General features: G+C 38.1%; 14 protein-coding genes and 1 pseudogene. 7 read left to right on the top strand and 8 right to left on the bottom strand.

All coding sequences use genetic code 11. The annotated features are described in order from the left end of the window. Positions 1-403: 403 nt before the first annotated feature. Both BMSHG_RS05240 and BMSHG_RS05235 read left to right on the top strand, forming a co-directional pair. The gene (locus BMSHG_RS05240) at positions 404-2,164 is read left to right on the top strand and encodes an ABC transporter ATP-binding protein (protein ID WP_019153391.1); all 1,761 of its coding nucleotides are present in this window, start codon (positions 404-406) and stop codon (positions 2,162-2,164) included. Then, entirely contained in the window at positions 2,161-4,179 is a 2,019-nt protein-coding gene (locus BMSHG_RS05235; protein ID WP_019153390.1) for an ABC transporter ATP-binding protein, read from the top strand. The genes BMSHG_RS05240 and BMSHG_RS05235 overlap by 4 nt, the downstream gene beginning before the upstream one ends. Positions 4,180-4,492: 313 nt before the next feature. Here BMSHG_RS05235 and BMSHG_RS05225 read toward each other — a convergent pair whose 3' ends face one another. Continuing rightward, positions 4,493-4,693, bottom strand: coding sequence for an alpha/beta-type small acid-soluble spore protein (locus BMSHG_RS05225; RefSeq protein ID WP_019153388.1), 201 nt, complete (start codon positions 4,691-4,693; stop codon positions 4,493-4,495). A gap of 188 nt (positions 4,694-4,881) precedes the next feature. Between BMSHG_RS05225 and BMSHG_RS05220 the strand changes: the two genes are divergently transcribed. Beyond that, a complete protein-coding gene (locus BMSHG_RS05220) occupies positions 4,882-5,223 on the top strand; it encodes a hypothetical protein (RefSeq protein ID WP_019153387.1) in 342 nt (113 codons plus the stop codon). A 21-nt stretch (positions 5,224-5,244) separates the two neighbouring features. Here BMSHG_RS05220 and BMSHG_RS05215 read toward each other — a convergent pair whose 3' ends face one another. The 6 genes from BMSHG_RS05215 to BMSHG_RS05195 all read right to left on the bottom strand — a co-directional run bounded on the left by BMSHG_RS05215 (position 5,245) and on the right by BMSHG_RS05195 (position 10,617). After that, positions 5,245-5,454: a DUF5342 family protein gene (locus BMSHG_RS05215; RefSeq protein WP_019153386.1), complete on the bottom strand. Its 210-nt coding sequence runs from the start codon at positions 5,452-5,454 to the stop codon at positions 5,245-5,247. A gap of 84 nt (positions 5,455-5,538) precedes the next feature. Next, entirely contained in the window at positions 5,539-6,228 is a 690-nt protein-coding gene (locus tag BMSHG_RS27020; RefSeq protein ID WP_235776329.1) for a YheC/YheD family protein, read from the bottom strand. Then, positions 6,222-6,728 carry a hypothetical protein gene (locus BMSHG_RS27015; RefSeq protein WP_051030896.1) on the bottom strand — a complete coding sequence of 169 codons (507 nt, stop codon included), beginning with the start codon at positions 6,726-6,728 and terminating at the stop codon, positions 6,222-6,224. Before BMSHG_RS27015 ends, BMSHG_RS27020 begins: the two co-directional genes overlap by 7 nt. Then, positions 6,725-8,089 carry a YheC/YheD family endospore coat-associated protein gene (locus BMSHG_RS05205; RefSeq protein ID WP_019153385.1) on the bottom strand — a complete coding sequence of 455 codons (1,365 nt, stop codon included), beginning with the start codon at positions 8,087-8,089 and terminating at the stop codon, positions 6,725-6,727. The genes BMSHG_RS27015 and BMSHG_RS05205 overlap by 4 nt, the downstream gene beginning before the upstream one ends. Beyond that, on the bottom strand, positions 8,067-9,161 hold the full coding sequence (locus BMSHG_RS05200) for a YheC/YheD family endospore coat-associated protein (protein ID WP_019153384.1): 1,095 nt from the start codon (positions 9,159-9,161) through the stop codon (positions 8,067-8,069). Before BMSHG_RS05200 ends, BMSHG_RS05205 begins: the two co-directional genes overlap by 23 nt. A 70-nt stretch (positions 9,162-9,231) precedes the next feature. Continuing rightward, on the bottom strand, positions 9,232-10,617 hold the full coding sequence (locus BMSHG_RS05195) for a YheC/YheD family endospore coat-associated protein (RefSeq protein WP_019153383.1): 1,386 nt from the start codon (positions 10,615-10,617) through the stop codon (positions 9,232-9,234). 172 nt (positions 10,618-10,789) lie between these two features. Between BMSHG_RS05195 and BMSHG_RS05190 the strand changes: the two genes are divergently transcribed. From BMSHG_RS05190 to BMSHG_RS28145, 4 genes are all read left to right on the top strand, one after another. Next, the gene (locus tag BMSHG_RS05190) at positions 10,790-11,935 is read left to right on the top strand and encodes a DUF445 domain-containing protein (RefSeq protein WP_019153382.1); all 1,146 of its coding nucleotides are present in this window, start codon (positions 10,790-10,792) and stop codon (positions 11,933-11,935) included. Positions 11,936-12,099: 164 nt separating this feature from the next. After that, on the top strand, positions 12,100-12,450 hold the full coding sequence (locus BMSHG_RS05185; protein WP_019153381.1) for a YlbF family regulator: 351 nt from the start codon (positions 12,100-12,102) through the stop codon (positions 12,448-12,450). Positions 12,451-12,593: 143 nt separating this feature from the next. Next, entirely contained in the window at positions 12,594-12,968 is a 375-nt protein-coding gene (locus BMSHG_RS05180; protein WP_019153380.1) for a hypothetical protein, read from the top strand. Then, positions 12,955-13,116, top strand: a complete 162-nt coding sequence (locus BMSHG_RS28145; protein WP_019153379.1) for a hypothetical protein — start codon at positions 12,955-12,957, stop codon at positions 13,114-13,116. The genes BMSHG_RS05180 and BMSHG_RS28145 overlap by 14 nt, the downstream gene beginning before the upstream one ends. A 223-nt stretch (positions 13,117-13,339) precedes the next feature. Here BMSHG_RS28145 and BMSHG_RS05170 read toward each other — a convergent pair. Then, a pseudogene (locus BMSHG_RS05170) lies at positions 13,340-13,607 on the bottom strand (DDE-type integrase/transposase/recombinase); the annotation flags it as partial.

Genomic DNA, 13,607 nt, shown 5'->3' with positions numbered 1-13,607 from the left:
CAAAGTGGAAAAAATATGAAAAGGTAGGAGGTTACGAACATGATTGTAAGAATTCAACTTCAAGCTCAAACTAAATACAACCAAAACGTAACCATACCTAGTATTTGATCTAATATTATTGATCTTTAATTAAAGGCACTGGTCTACGATTTCCTGTAGCGTGTGCACTTATATGAGAAAAGGCATGTCGCATGAGTTCGATATGCCTTTTTTTGATCCCATTTTTAGCAAACGAGGTAACTCGTTTACTAATAGTTGTTTTAGCAAACGAGGTAACTCGTTTACTATAGTTTTTTAAAATGATAAGGAGGAATGAATATGTTGCAAATTGTCCGAATCGTATCAACGGTGGAGCTTGAAGGTGGTTAGTGAAGTTTTTGACAGATGAAAGGAGCGTGTTTTTTTGTTCTCAATACTTAAGAAGTTAAGCTGGTTTTTTAAAGAAAATTGGAAAAGATACACAGTTGCGATCACTTTACTCATTTTTGTAGGAATTTTAGATGTGATGCCACCAAGACTAGTGGGGATGGCAATTGACGATATGCATGTTGGAAGTATGACAAGTGAAAAGATTTTTCAATATATGGGAATCTTTGTTGTAATCACCGTTGTCTCCTACGGGGTCACTTATATTTGGATGTACCAGCTATTTGGTGGTGCCTACCTCGTTGAAAGGAAGCTTCGCTCTAGATTTATGAATCATTTATTAAAAATGACACCGACCTTTTTTGAGAAAAATCGGACGGGTGATTTAATGGCGAGAGCAACCAATGATTTAAAGGCAATATCCATTACCGCTGGGTTTGGCATTTTGACCCTCATTGATTCCAGTGTGTTTATGTTAACGATTCTTTGTACAATGGCCATCTTGGTGAGTTGGAAGCTGACACTGGCAGCGATTCTTCCATTGCCGATAATGGCTTGGTTAATGAAGGTGTATGGTGATAGGATTCATAAAAGATTTACTGAGGCACAAGATGCATTTGGAGAACTAAATGATCGAGTGTTAGAGTCTGTCGCAGGTGTGCGCGTGATTCGTGCATATGTGCAGGAGCGGGCAGATGAGAATCGATTCCATACGATGACAGAAGATGTGTATCGGAAAAATATAAAGGTTGCTAAAATTGACTCCCTTATTGATCCGACGATTCATATTTTAGTGGGATTAAGTTATATTATTGGACTTGGTTATGGCTCCTATCTCGTTTTTCATCAAACGATTACTTTAGGAGAGCTTGTTTCTTTTAATGTGTATTTAGGGATGCTCATTTGGCCCATGTTTGCATTTGGTGAACTAATTAACGTCATGCAAAGAGGAAATGCGTCTCTAGATCGAGTGGAGGAAACATTGGCGTATCAGCAGGATGTGAAGAATCCGCAAAATCCAACAAATGTAGAAGAACCACGATCAATTGATTTTAAGGATGTGACATTTCAATATCCTTCATCAAAGGTTGAAAATTTAGCGCATGTTCAAGTGAACTTGAATCGGGGAGAGACGCTAGGTGTTGTTGGAAAGACAGGAAGTGGAAAAACGACGTTTATTAAGCAGCTTTTACGAGAATATCCAAGTGGTTCAGGAGAGCTTACAGTAGCAGGAGTTTCACTGGATGAACAAAGATTAGAGGATACAAGGAAATGGATTGGATATGTTCCTCAAGATCATTTTCTATTCTCGAAGTCTGTAAAAGAAAATATCCTTTTTGGAAAAATAGGAGCAACTGAAGAGGAACTAAATAAAGCGATTGAGTTGGCTGATTTTAAAAAGGATTTAGAAATGTTGCCAGAAGGATTAGAAACACTGGTTGGAGAAAAAGGGGTTGCCTTATCAGGAGGACAAAAGCAAAGAATCTCAATTGCCCGAGCTCTTATTAAGAACCCAGAAATTTTAATTCTCGATGACTCCTTGTCTGCTGTTGATGCCAAAACGGAGCAAAAAATCATTGAAAATATCCGTCAAGAGCGTTCTGGAAAAACGACGATTATTAGTACGCATCGAATGTCTGCTGTTCAGCATGCAGATCGAATTCTTGTTTTCGATGATGGAAAAGTCATTGAAGAAGGGACTCATGAGCAATTGCTTGCGCATAATGGTTGGTATAAGGAGCAACACGATAGACAGCTGGTGCAATCAGCAATTGAAGGGGAGGTAGTATCATCATGAAAACAACGGGAAGACGCTTAGTGGATTATGCCCTTCTTTATAAGAAGATGATCATTGCCGCTTTATTGATGCTCACTGTATCTGTTGCGACTGATTTGTCTGGTCCCTTCATTGCCAAACATTTAATCGATAATCATGTGCTTGGAATTGAATCGAATTGGGTTCAAACAGAAAGTGGAAAAGATACGGTTGAGTACAATGGACATTTTTATAAAAGAGAAGACTATCTTGATGTGAACGATGTTAGGTTGGGGAGTGCACGGATTCTCCAGGTAAATAGGAGCTTTGTTTTCGTGGAGGGAACTATTGAATTCGACGGGGGACGTACCTTTGAGAAGGGGTTACTTACGATAGCAAATGGCTCACAAAGTGTAACCTATGAGGCAACGGCGATTAGTGGTGCTGAACTGTTGCAATTCTACTTGCCAGAAGTGCCGAAAATGTTGAAATTATTAGGTTTATTTTTTGGATTACTCATTATTGCGGCCTTCTTCCAATATGGTCAACGATATGTGTTGCAGAAAACCGCCAATCGAATCATTCAGAAAATGCGTGAAGACGTTTTTGCTCAAATTCAAAGGTTGAGAATCCAGTATTTTGATAATCTTCCAGCAGGAAAAGTCGTCGCCCGAATTACGAATGATACGGAAGCGATTCGAGAACTATATGTAACTGTACTTTCGACTTTCTTTACAAGCATCATTTACATTACAGGTATTTATGTTGCCCTGTTTATTTTAAATGTGAAATTAGCTCTTATTTGTATACTGCTGATGCCGATATTGTATGCTTGGATTATTCTTTATCGCAAGTTTGCTTCCAAGTATAATCGCGTCATTCGTGCTCGAAACAGTGATATTAATGGGATGGTTAATGAATCGATTCAAGGGATGAACGTGATTCAAGCTTTTAATCGTCAAAAAGAGATTAAGGCTGATTTTGAAAAGTTAAATCATGAACATTTTACATTCCAAAATAAACTTCTTAATTTAAACTCGTTAACTTCCCATAATTTAGCGGGTGTGTTACGTAATATCGTGTTTGTTGCTTTTATTTGGTATTTTGGAGGAGAAGCCTTAAGTGCGAGCTCTGTTATTTCGCTGGGGATGCTTTATGCGTTTGTCGATTATATCACTCGTCTTTTCCAACCGGTGCAAGGGATTGTTAATCAGCTTGCTAATTTAGAACAAGCATTAGTGGCAGGTGAACGAGTCTTCAAGCTTTTAGATGAAGAGGGAATTGACGTGGTTGATCAAATGATTCCAAGATACAAAGGAAATGTTTCTTTTCAAAACGTTTATTTCGGTTATAAGGAAGATGAATATGTGCTAAAGGATATCGATTTTGAGACGAAACAGGGAGAAACTGTCGCTCTTGTCGGTCATACTGGTTCAGGAAAAAGTTCAATCATCAACTTGCTATTTCGTTTTTATGATTGTCAAAAAGGTTCAATTTCTATAGATGGAATTAATATTCAAGATATTCCTCATCAAACGTTACGTAAACATATGGGCATTGTTCTTCAAGATCCTTATTTATTTACCGGAACAATTGCTTCAAACGTCAGCCTTGATGACCCTTCGATTTCAAGGGAAAAAGTTGAAAAGGCGTTGAAGGATGTTGGTGCAGATAAAGTATTTCGGAATTTAGAACAAGGGTTTGATGAACCTGTTCTAGAAAAAGGGAGTACTTTTTCTAGTGGACAGAGACAACTCATTTCATTCGCCCGAGCCCTTGCCTTTGATCCAGCTATTTTAATATTGGATGAAGCGACTTCAAGTATTGATACAGAAACAGAGGTCATCATTCAAGAGGCAATGGATGTTTTGAAGAAGGGAAGGACGACTTTTGTCATTGCTCACAGATTATCGACGATTCGTAATGCTGACCAAATTATCGTGTTAGATAGAGGGGAAATCGTAGAACGTGGAACCCATGATGAGCTAATGGAATTGGCAGGAAAGTATTACCAAATGTATCAATTACAAAAAGGGCAGTCGACAAAAGCGGGGTAATGTAAATCACAGGTCGTTTGAAAAATGTTCAACAAAAATACAAATTATTGACACAAAATAGTGCGAAATGTTACGGAGCCTCTCCCTTTTGCTGTGGTACTTTAAAAATGAATAAGTACATAGCAAAAAGGGGGAGAAAAGATGGAAGAATTAAGTGTTACATTAGCCATTGCAAGTTTGATGATCCTCGTATACTTTATCGGCAACGCACTGACAAACGTAGAAAAATAACCAACAAAATGGAGCCCCCTTCATGAAGAAGGGGGCTAAAGCCATATTTATTAAATTGTACTATCTATTCACATACTAATTATTAGAAGCTGCCGCCTAATTGTTGCTCAGCCATTTGAACTAAGCGCTTTGTAATTTCTCCACCAACAGAACCGTTAGCGCGAGATGTAGTGTCAGCACCTAAGTTTACACCAAATTCGTTAGCGATTTCATACTTCATTTGGTCTAGTGCTTGAGATACCCCAGGTACTAAAAGTTGATTTGAAGAATTGTTGTTAGCCATTGATGTACACTCTCCTTCATGATTTTTGAATAATGGTTGGGTTAGCTGGAATTGCACCAGCAAGCAAGTGAACTTGCTACCTTTACTTGGTTTAACCCAGTGAATTGTATTGGTGCTTCGGTGTTTACTTATAGTATGGAATCTTTGAACCGTTTTATTCGATTATTTTTTGCGGGAATTTTTTCCTTTTGATGAACGAATCGATCGCTTATACAAGTGAAAAAACAACACACACTATTAATAAGCTATTACATCAAGTTCTTAAAGGGAAAGTCGAGGGAAATGAAATGGGAGTATGTCCAATCTGCAATGGGTTTCAAAATGTAGAAAAAACATGTGGTGTATGTGGGGCTCTATTAGAAGATGCTGGAAGAGTGATGGATTATTATGATGATTATAGTCCGTACATGCCGATTGACCAAATGAAGCTTGAGGATGGCTATGCAAATGATTATCATCATGAACAATGTCCCCATCTTCTCAAATGTACACATTGTGGAACGGTTGAAGTAGTATTTATTCAGGAGTAAAGCGGTTGAACAAACCGCTTATTAATGGTCATAAACATGAAAGGTCATAATTTCATGAACTTGTTTCGTGATAATTTCTTTGTTTTCTGATGCTGGTGGGGTTGTCCATTCAATCGTTCCATCTGGCAGATAAGTACCGAGATATTTCACTTTATCAAAGTAAAAAGAAAATCTCCATCCAGGTATTTCTTGATGCTCATATAAAGATTTGAATTGAAAATGTGTAATCATGCCGGAACCCTCCATTTTAACAACTGTCTTAAAATCATTTTATCATGAGGGTGGGGGATACGACTGCAAAAAAATAGCTATTTTCTAATCCGAAAATAGCTGCGATCTAAAAAGCTGATAAAATAAAGCCATTAAAGAGTCAATTCTTTCTTTTTCAATATGCTCTTCATCGAAACTCATGGGCTTAGAATTTATTTCGTAAATGACATATTCTCTTTTGTCTGTCAGCCCTGCATCGATCGAAAACTCTCCAAAAAAGCCTAATTGCTGTGAAAGAATTTCGCCACAAAGATTGACGATTTTCTCTATAAACTGTTCATCTCCAGGTCTTTTTACTTCATTAAAATCAAGTATTCTTCCTCCGTTCGGGACATGGGTTGTTACATTTTGCTTTCCAGATTGACGAACTCCCACACCCGAAACTTGGTAGGATTGACCATCAAAATGGGCAAGAATTCGAAAATCAAATCGATTTCCCTCATATAAAAGAGGAGTAATCTCTTCTTGAGCAATGTAATTTTTCTTTAGGAAGGTACTCTCATATTCTGTCCAAAATGCTTCCAAGCTAGGAAAGAACAGTTTGCGTGAATACTCAGTCACAACAATTGTTGCAGCGTTTTTACGTATTTTGAAAATTCCTTTTCCTTTTGCTGAGTTAGCTGGTTTTAGATAAATTTGTTCATATTTATCCAAGAAATTTCTTAACATTTCCTTATCTTCTACGAGAATGGTCTTAGGCAAAAACTTCTCTAGTGTAGGCTCTTTTTTTAAGATTTTATAGAGCTCATACTTATCAATAAAAGAAGGGTTAAAAAAACAGACTTTTTTTCTTGAAAGAGCCTGCGTGCTGATTGATATTTAACTGACTCTTCCAGTTTTCGAAAAGGTAGTCGATTGTAGACAATATGGGGAAACGGACTATACACTTTGAACCAGCTCTTTTTCTCGGGTAAATATACATGACCTTTTATTCTGTTTTGCTCGATATCGTCTAATGTAAAAATGAACGCTATACCATGATGTTCGGCCATGCTTTCTTGTATTTTTTTAAAAAGAGTGCCATTTCCAACGACGGATTCCTTCCCTTTCCGGCCCGCTAATATACCGACAAGCGGGCCAAGGTTGAGCTGACTTGATTCTACCGTAAAGGGAATGGAAGTGGGAGTCGGAGATTCTCGAAATAATAGAGGGATCTCCTCAGAACCAAACGTATATCGTTGATGTTGGACCGTATGAAACCACGATTCAGTTCGAGCATCGTAATAAACGATCATTTGAAGACTTCCTCAGGATTGATGATTGCTTGTTCTGTTAGAAAGATTGAAAAGGCTAATGAGAGTCTTCTTGTTAAAAGATCAAACTCTTTTAAATGAGGATGCTTGAATATAGAGCGTCCTGGTTTAGAGTTTGCTTCGAAAAGCCAGACATTTCCGTCTCGATCAATCCCCATATCAAAACCAATTTCTCCGATGATTCCTTCCATATAATTCTCTAACGCATGACTCAGTGTTAGACAAGCTTCTTTTAATTTCTTGACTGCCTCTTTTTCTTTTTCGGGAGAAGCAAATAATTCTTCCAAGGTTTTAATAACTCCACCATTATTGATATGGGTGGTCACACTTCCAGGACTAGCGACCTTGGCAGCAAGGGCTGTTACTTGCCAATTTCCTTCCGTGTCTTTGTTCGTATGAATGCGAAAATCAACGGTTCGCTTATCGACTCGTATCGAATGGATTCCTTGTTGTACAAGCATATGAGAGAGGTTGCGGTTTCTAAATACATGCTTAAAGAGCGCTTCGAGCGTTTGATATTTCCTCAACTTGTTTTCGCCATTCTTTTCCCGATAACGGCAGTAATAAGTTTGAGACTCACGGTCATAGATGATTTGATGGATGCCAAGTCCGAGACTTCCGTTGATTGGTTTAATGTAGACATGCCCATAATCGGCAAGCATTTTTTCAATCATAGAAAAAGAAGTGAAAGGATGGGTCTCAGGTAAATAAAGCGAGCTTGCAGAATCTTGTTGAAGGCGTTCATAAACATCCATCTTGTTAAAAAATCCTGGGTTATACCACGGAATTAAGTATTCCTTTTGTAATCTATCTTTTATTTTTGAGAGGATGGCTTTCTTTTCACTACGACGGTTTGGAAGGCGGTCGTAAATCACGTTTGGAAAAGGAACCTCTATCTTTTCCCAGCCATTTTCTAAATAGAAAAGACCTTCGATCGTTCCGTTTTCCCAGTTGATATGCTCTTCCCCAAAGATGAAGGCGTGTGCCCCAACTAATTTCTCTACAGAAAGTAGCTTAGAAAAAAACAAGGAACGTTCGCCGATCGGTCTTAATGGAAACGGAGTAAATCCAGATGAAAAGATCCCAACGAGTGGTCCTAAATAGAGCGTTTGATCGTGTAGAAATAGATGGAGTGGTGTCTGTAGATTAGGTAGCTTTAACTTTGTGGCGATGTCTTGGCTAATGACTAACCTGTTCTGCCCCTTAGGATGACGAATACCTCGAACTTCGACTGAAAAAGTACCGTAAGCGATTTTTTGGACGTTCGTTTTTTGAATATCTGCGGGAAGGTAAAATATGTTTTTGGCATCCTCCATGATGTCAATCTGATAATGTTTTCTCATGAGACCATTTGCTCCTTTTTAATATGGTGTTTGCGTACAGTAAGGGGCTTTCATAAAGGTAGTCGCTTGATTCAGGCATACTTTGCAACAATACTTTTCGCCCTGGTTTGGAGTTGACGTCCAGAATCCACAGAGAGTAGTCTCGAGCCATCCCTATATCAACCCCAAGTTCAAATAAGGGTGGAAAATGTTGCTCGAGAATAAGGGGAAGATTCCTTAGAATATCCTCAATTTCTTCCTTAATAAATGCTCTTTTTTGAATTGGAATCGCTCTTAGCCAAGATTCAAAATCAACTACTGATGCCCCGCCACTTAAATTTGAGATAATGCCATTCACTTTTCCCATGCGGATGCCTTTCCCAACAGTAAGCCATTCACCCTCTGCATCCTTTTGTAAAAGGGAACGGATATCAAAGGGCTGATTAAATTCATTGAATAAAGGTAAATAAGGCTGAAGAATAAATTCCTTTTTTAGAAGAAGTCTTTCGAGCCAAAGAATAAACTGTGACATATCGGAGAAAGAACGGGAAGCCTGAATTTCTGTTTTATCTGTCCTCACTATCCAAAATTTCTCGGTTTTTTCAATATAATAGACACCGTTTCCTTGTGAACCATTAATGGGCTTTATAATGATTGCTTTCATGGTTTGTAAGAGTCGGTGCACCATTTCTGGAGATGTTACTTTAACGGTTTTCGGCAAATAGGGAGATAGGGATGAACGACTTAAGACATCGTAAAGTTTCAGTTTATTAGGCAATCCGTAACCGAGAAAGTGAACGGATTTCTTTGTCTTTAGCCAATCGACAATTGCTTTACATTGCTTTGAATGAAAATCATCACCATAAAAGCATCGATCGTAAAGTATCGATGGAAGTGGAAAAAGTTTTTTCTTCCATATTTCTTGGTTACTGTCAAATTCCTCACCTTGAATCATTTCGGATTGAGGATTGATATTAGATGGGATGAAGCGGTAGCAATCGATATTAAAATGTTTTGCACGCTTTGCCATTTCGGTAAAATACCCCTGTTCATTTTGTAAGTTTAACGTCATTATTCCAAGAGTAGTAGGCATGTTCATTTCCCCCAGTCATTGCTTCTCAAGCTGTTTTCATTGTGTTTTTTTATGAAATTTTATATGAAAATTATTCATTTTTCCTTTTTAAATGCTGGAAAGCGAGTGCTGTTCCGTACTCATAGATCGCCTTTGTTGATGGTCTGATTTTTGTTTGCTGTTCTTCCATGTTTTTCGAGGGCTTTGAATTGACTTCAATAATCCAAATCCTTCCGTTCGAATCAATGCCGATATCAATCCCAAGTTCACCAACGATTCCTTGAGAGGATTGACTGATGATTTTACAAACCTCTATAGAGAGTTCCTTCATAAATGATATATGGGATCGGGCTGTCTGGTGGTCAAATAAATGGGTTAAAGGTTTGGCAGCCTTCATCATTTCTCCACCACGAGCTAGATTTGAGACGAATTCGGTTTTAGCGGAAACCCTTGCGACAATCGAGGTCACTCTCCATGAATCGCTGTGATCCTTATGACAGAGGATTCGAAAGTCAAGTGGCCGATTTACGTACATTGCTAACGGAATTCCTTGCTGCATAATGAACGGGGTCTGTTTTTGACGTTTTTGAAACCAATTTATAAACTCTTCTATATGCTGAAAGCTTTTTATTTGTTCATGCTCCCTTATCGAAGTAGTGTTTACGAGAATATGATGGTCCTCAAGGGAAACTTTGAAAATATTCCGTCCTTGACTGCCATTCAATGGTTTTATAAAAAGAGTTTTGTGTTTTTCAAGAAAGGCCGGGAATGTATGACTTTCATATAAAGCTGTCTCCGGTAGGAATGGATGTAAATGTGTTTCTTGAATTAAAAGATTATGGACTTCCCATTTTGATAAGAAGCGTTCATTAAAAATAGCAATCTGTTTTAGATTGATTTCCTCCATCTTGCTTTTAAAAAAGGAGCTCGATTCCAATTTTCGAGAATGGATTCGATTGTAAATGACATTAGGTAAGACAAATTTACTTTTTTTCCAGTGATCTTTGTCGTAAAAATAACCATTCATTTCATCAAGCGAAAAATCTTTAATATGAAATATATAAAATAATCCTCCAGCCGTCTCGACGGTATAATGAAGCTCCTCAGCGAATGAATGTATGGATCGAAAACTCGGCTCATTCTCTTCACTTTCATGAATTTCGGTCACTAGCGCAAATATGGGCCCTATGAACAGACGTTGTTGTTTTTTATCGAATTGGCTTAAAAATGAAAGACGTTTGAGTGGTAAGGGGAATTCTAAGAGCAGTTGTTCATTGATCAGAATTTGCTCTTTCTCTAAAGCTTTTGTATCAACAGTGACAAGTCTTGCTTTCGTACCGATACAGAGAGTGACTTCTTGACCGGGTTTCATCCCCCAAAAATTCAGCAAGGAGCTAGAGAAAAAAATCGTATTGTACGGATCATGAAACGTTTTGGTCGGTATGATCGTAATAGGTAGATAAGAAGTTGATGACATAAGCATTCCTCATTTGCTCGTCTTTGTAGCTCCATATATAATAGCCATATTGGATATATGTTCTTTTACTTCATATAGGCAAAAGCTGATTATGAGTATCGTATGAAAAAAAACGTTGAGTTGTGCCTATTCTAGGCAGAAGGGCTCCCTTTTAGAAGAGGATGGAAGGTTGATGAATATGAATACAGTTTTAATTATTGTGTTAATGGTTGTCATTGGAGCGATTATTGGAGGATTTACAAACTCCATTGCGATAAAAATGCTCTTTCGCCCATACAAACCAATCTATATTGGTAGCTGGAGAGTCCCGTTCACCCCAGGACTTATCCCAAAACGTAGAGATGAATTGGCTACTCAGCTCGGAGTGATGGTCGTAGAACATCTGTTAACGCCAGAAAGCATTCAAAAGAAGTTTATGAATGAAAGCTTTCAGCAAGAAATGACAAAATTGGCTCAAAAGGAGCTGGAACAACTTTTATCGAGAGAAGAAAATCTTGATGAACTGTTTTCAAAGCTTGGATATGAAAATGGGCAAGAGTGGATTGAAGAGAATTTTGAACGTTTTCTTGAAAACAAATATGACCAATTGATGGAAAAATACAGAGAAGTTCCGATTAAATCGATATTGTCAGAGGAATTATTAGAGAAAATGAACTCGAAAATCCCGCAAATTAGTCACTATATTCTTCAAAAGGGAGTAGAGTATTTCTCCAGTGTAGAAGGGGAACTTCGGATTGAAAGAATGGTCGATGATTTTGTGAAAGGACGCGGCGGGATGCTTGGAAACATGATGCAAATGTTTTTGGGAAACGTGAGCCTGACGGGAATCATTCAAAAGGAATTATTGAAGTTTTTAAATAATGAAGGCACAGAAGAGCTTGTCACAACACTTTTAAGAAAAGAATGGGATAAGGTGTTAGAATGGCAGGCTGAAACAATTGAAGAACAGTTCGGAAGGGAACAACTTTTAAATACGATAAAGAGAACAGTTAAGAAGGTTATTCGTGTTGATCGAATCCTAGCAACACCTATTGCTGTTTTGGCTGAGCCTTATCGAGATAAAATAATTGATAATATCGCCCCTCAAGCAGTGCTCATGCTTGGAAACTGGCTTTCAAATAAAATGGAAGAGATGATGGAAAGATTGCATCTAGCTGACGTCGTTCGTGAACAAGTCGAATCTTTCTCGGTCGAAAGGTTGGAAGAAATGGTTCTTCTTATTACGAGACGAGAATTGAAAATGATCACCTATTTAGGAGCATTACTTGGTGGGGCAATCGGCCTACTTCAAGGAATCATTGTCCTCGTCATTGGCTAATCGAAATGGAAACATGGCTTTTAGTATGTTATGGAAAAGAGAGCGATCCACACATATGTGCAATTTCTTTCATAGTTTGTTATAGTTGTATGGATTGACATTTCATAGTTGAAGCCTATGGATGAAGTAGGACCTGAGTTCTAAAAAAGGAGTGGATATTTAAAATGGCAGTAAATTTACATGATGCAGCATATGAGCTAGAAAGAGCAATTCGCAATAGTGATGAATTAAGCGATCTTAAGAAAATGTATGATCTTGTGAATGCAGATGAAACAGCTCGAAACATGTTCGAGAATTTCCGTAACATTCAATTACAATTGCAACAGAAGCAAATGATGGGTGAAGAGATCACACAAGATGAGGTTGAACAAGCCCAAAAAACAGTTGCTCTTGTACAGCAGCATGAAGTGATTGGGAAGCTGATGGAAGCAGAACAACGTATGAGCGTTATTATTAATGAATTAAACCAAATCATCATGAAGCCTCTTGAAGAGCTTTACGGAGCTGGACAATAAGAATTATTCCCCGCTAATCTCTAATTAGCGGGATTTTTTATGCCATTTTTCCTATTTGGAAATAAAAAACAGGAATATTATCCCAGAAACTAACTTGGTTTATCTATCGTAAACCTATTTATACAAAAGAGAGGAGGAAAGCGATGAGAAAAAAATTACGATTACTTCTGTTCTTTTCATCCATGCTGCTCATGATAGCCTGTTCGAATCAAACCCAAACAGAAGAACCGAAAAAAGAACAAGAGGTGAAAGTAGCAGATACAGAAGAAGAAAAGGAAACGGAGTCAGTTAAAATTCCAAAAGCGCCGACAACAGTAGAAACAATGATAAAACAATCAGAAGGTATATTAGTAAAAGAACATTTGGATAAGGAATTAGAGGTGGGCCATGGGTGGAATGTTGGCGATTATGGTAAATTTTACGATTCTGAATTTAAGGCTATAATCGAGAAAGAACTTCTTACATACTTTGAAGAACATCAAGAGTTAACCAAGGATGAGGTTTATGATTATCTATGAAGATTATTATGATAAGTTAGTGAACTATGAACATGGTTTTGAAATGCCTGAACTACCAACGGGTGAGGATACTGTAGAGACGAAAGAGAGAAAAAGGAATGTCGTTGTGTTAATCGGTAGTGTCAAAAGATCTATGAAAACTAACTAGGTGTGTAGGTTCTTTTCTACTTATTAGGTGGGAAGGCCTCGCAATCGCTCTTGACAAACACGCCAATGGTTTGACTTTACCTTGACAAGGGCGAAGGGGACAAAAAGAAGGCATGCCAAATAAGCCCTTGGTTCTTTCCATTTTAAACCATTGGCCAGTTCGGTTTGTCAAGAGTTCGCTCCGCCGATTGCTTATTTAGCCAAGGGCTCAGCTAAACAAAAAGTTAGGCGGCTCTCTGCTCCACTATCCATTGTTGAGCTAATCCAATGAGCTTTGTCCAACGTGCAGGCATAGTAGGAAGACCCTTAAGCTCAGGATTCACCACAGGCACTTTCCCTTCTAATGCGGCATGAGGGCGTAGAAAGTTAAAGTAAGCCGTAAATAAGGTGACGTAAGAAACGGAACCCTGTTCAGAGCCGAATCCATGAGTAGAGCGATAATTGCCCTTAAAGGTACGATTTAGTCTCTCAATCATTTGTTTCAGCGGTCTT

The organism is Robertmurraya massiliosenegalensis JC6 (genome assembly GCF_000311725.1).
In the GTDB taxonomy this organism is placed as follows: Bacteria; Bacillota; Bacilli; order Bacillales; family Cytobacillaceae; genus Robertmurraya; species Robertmurraya massiliosenegalensis.
This window is presented reverse-complemented; position numbering and strand designations above follow the sequence as displayed.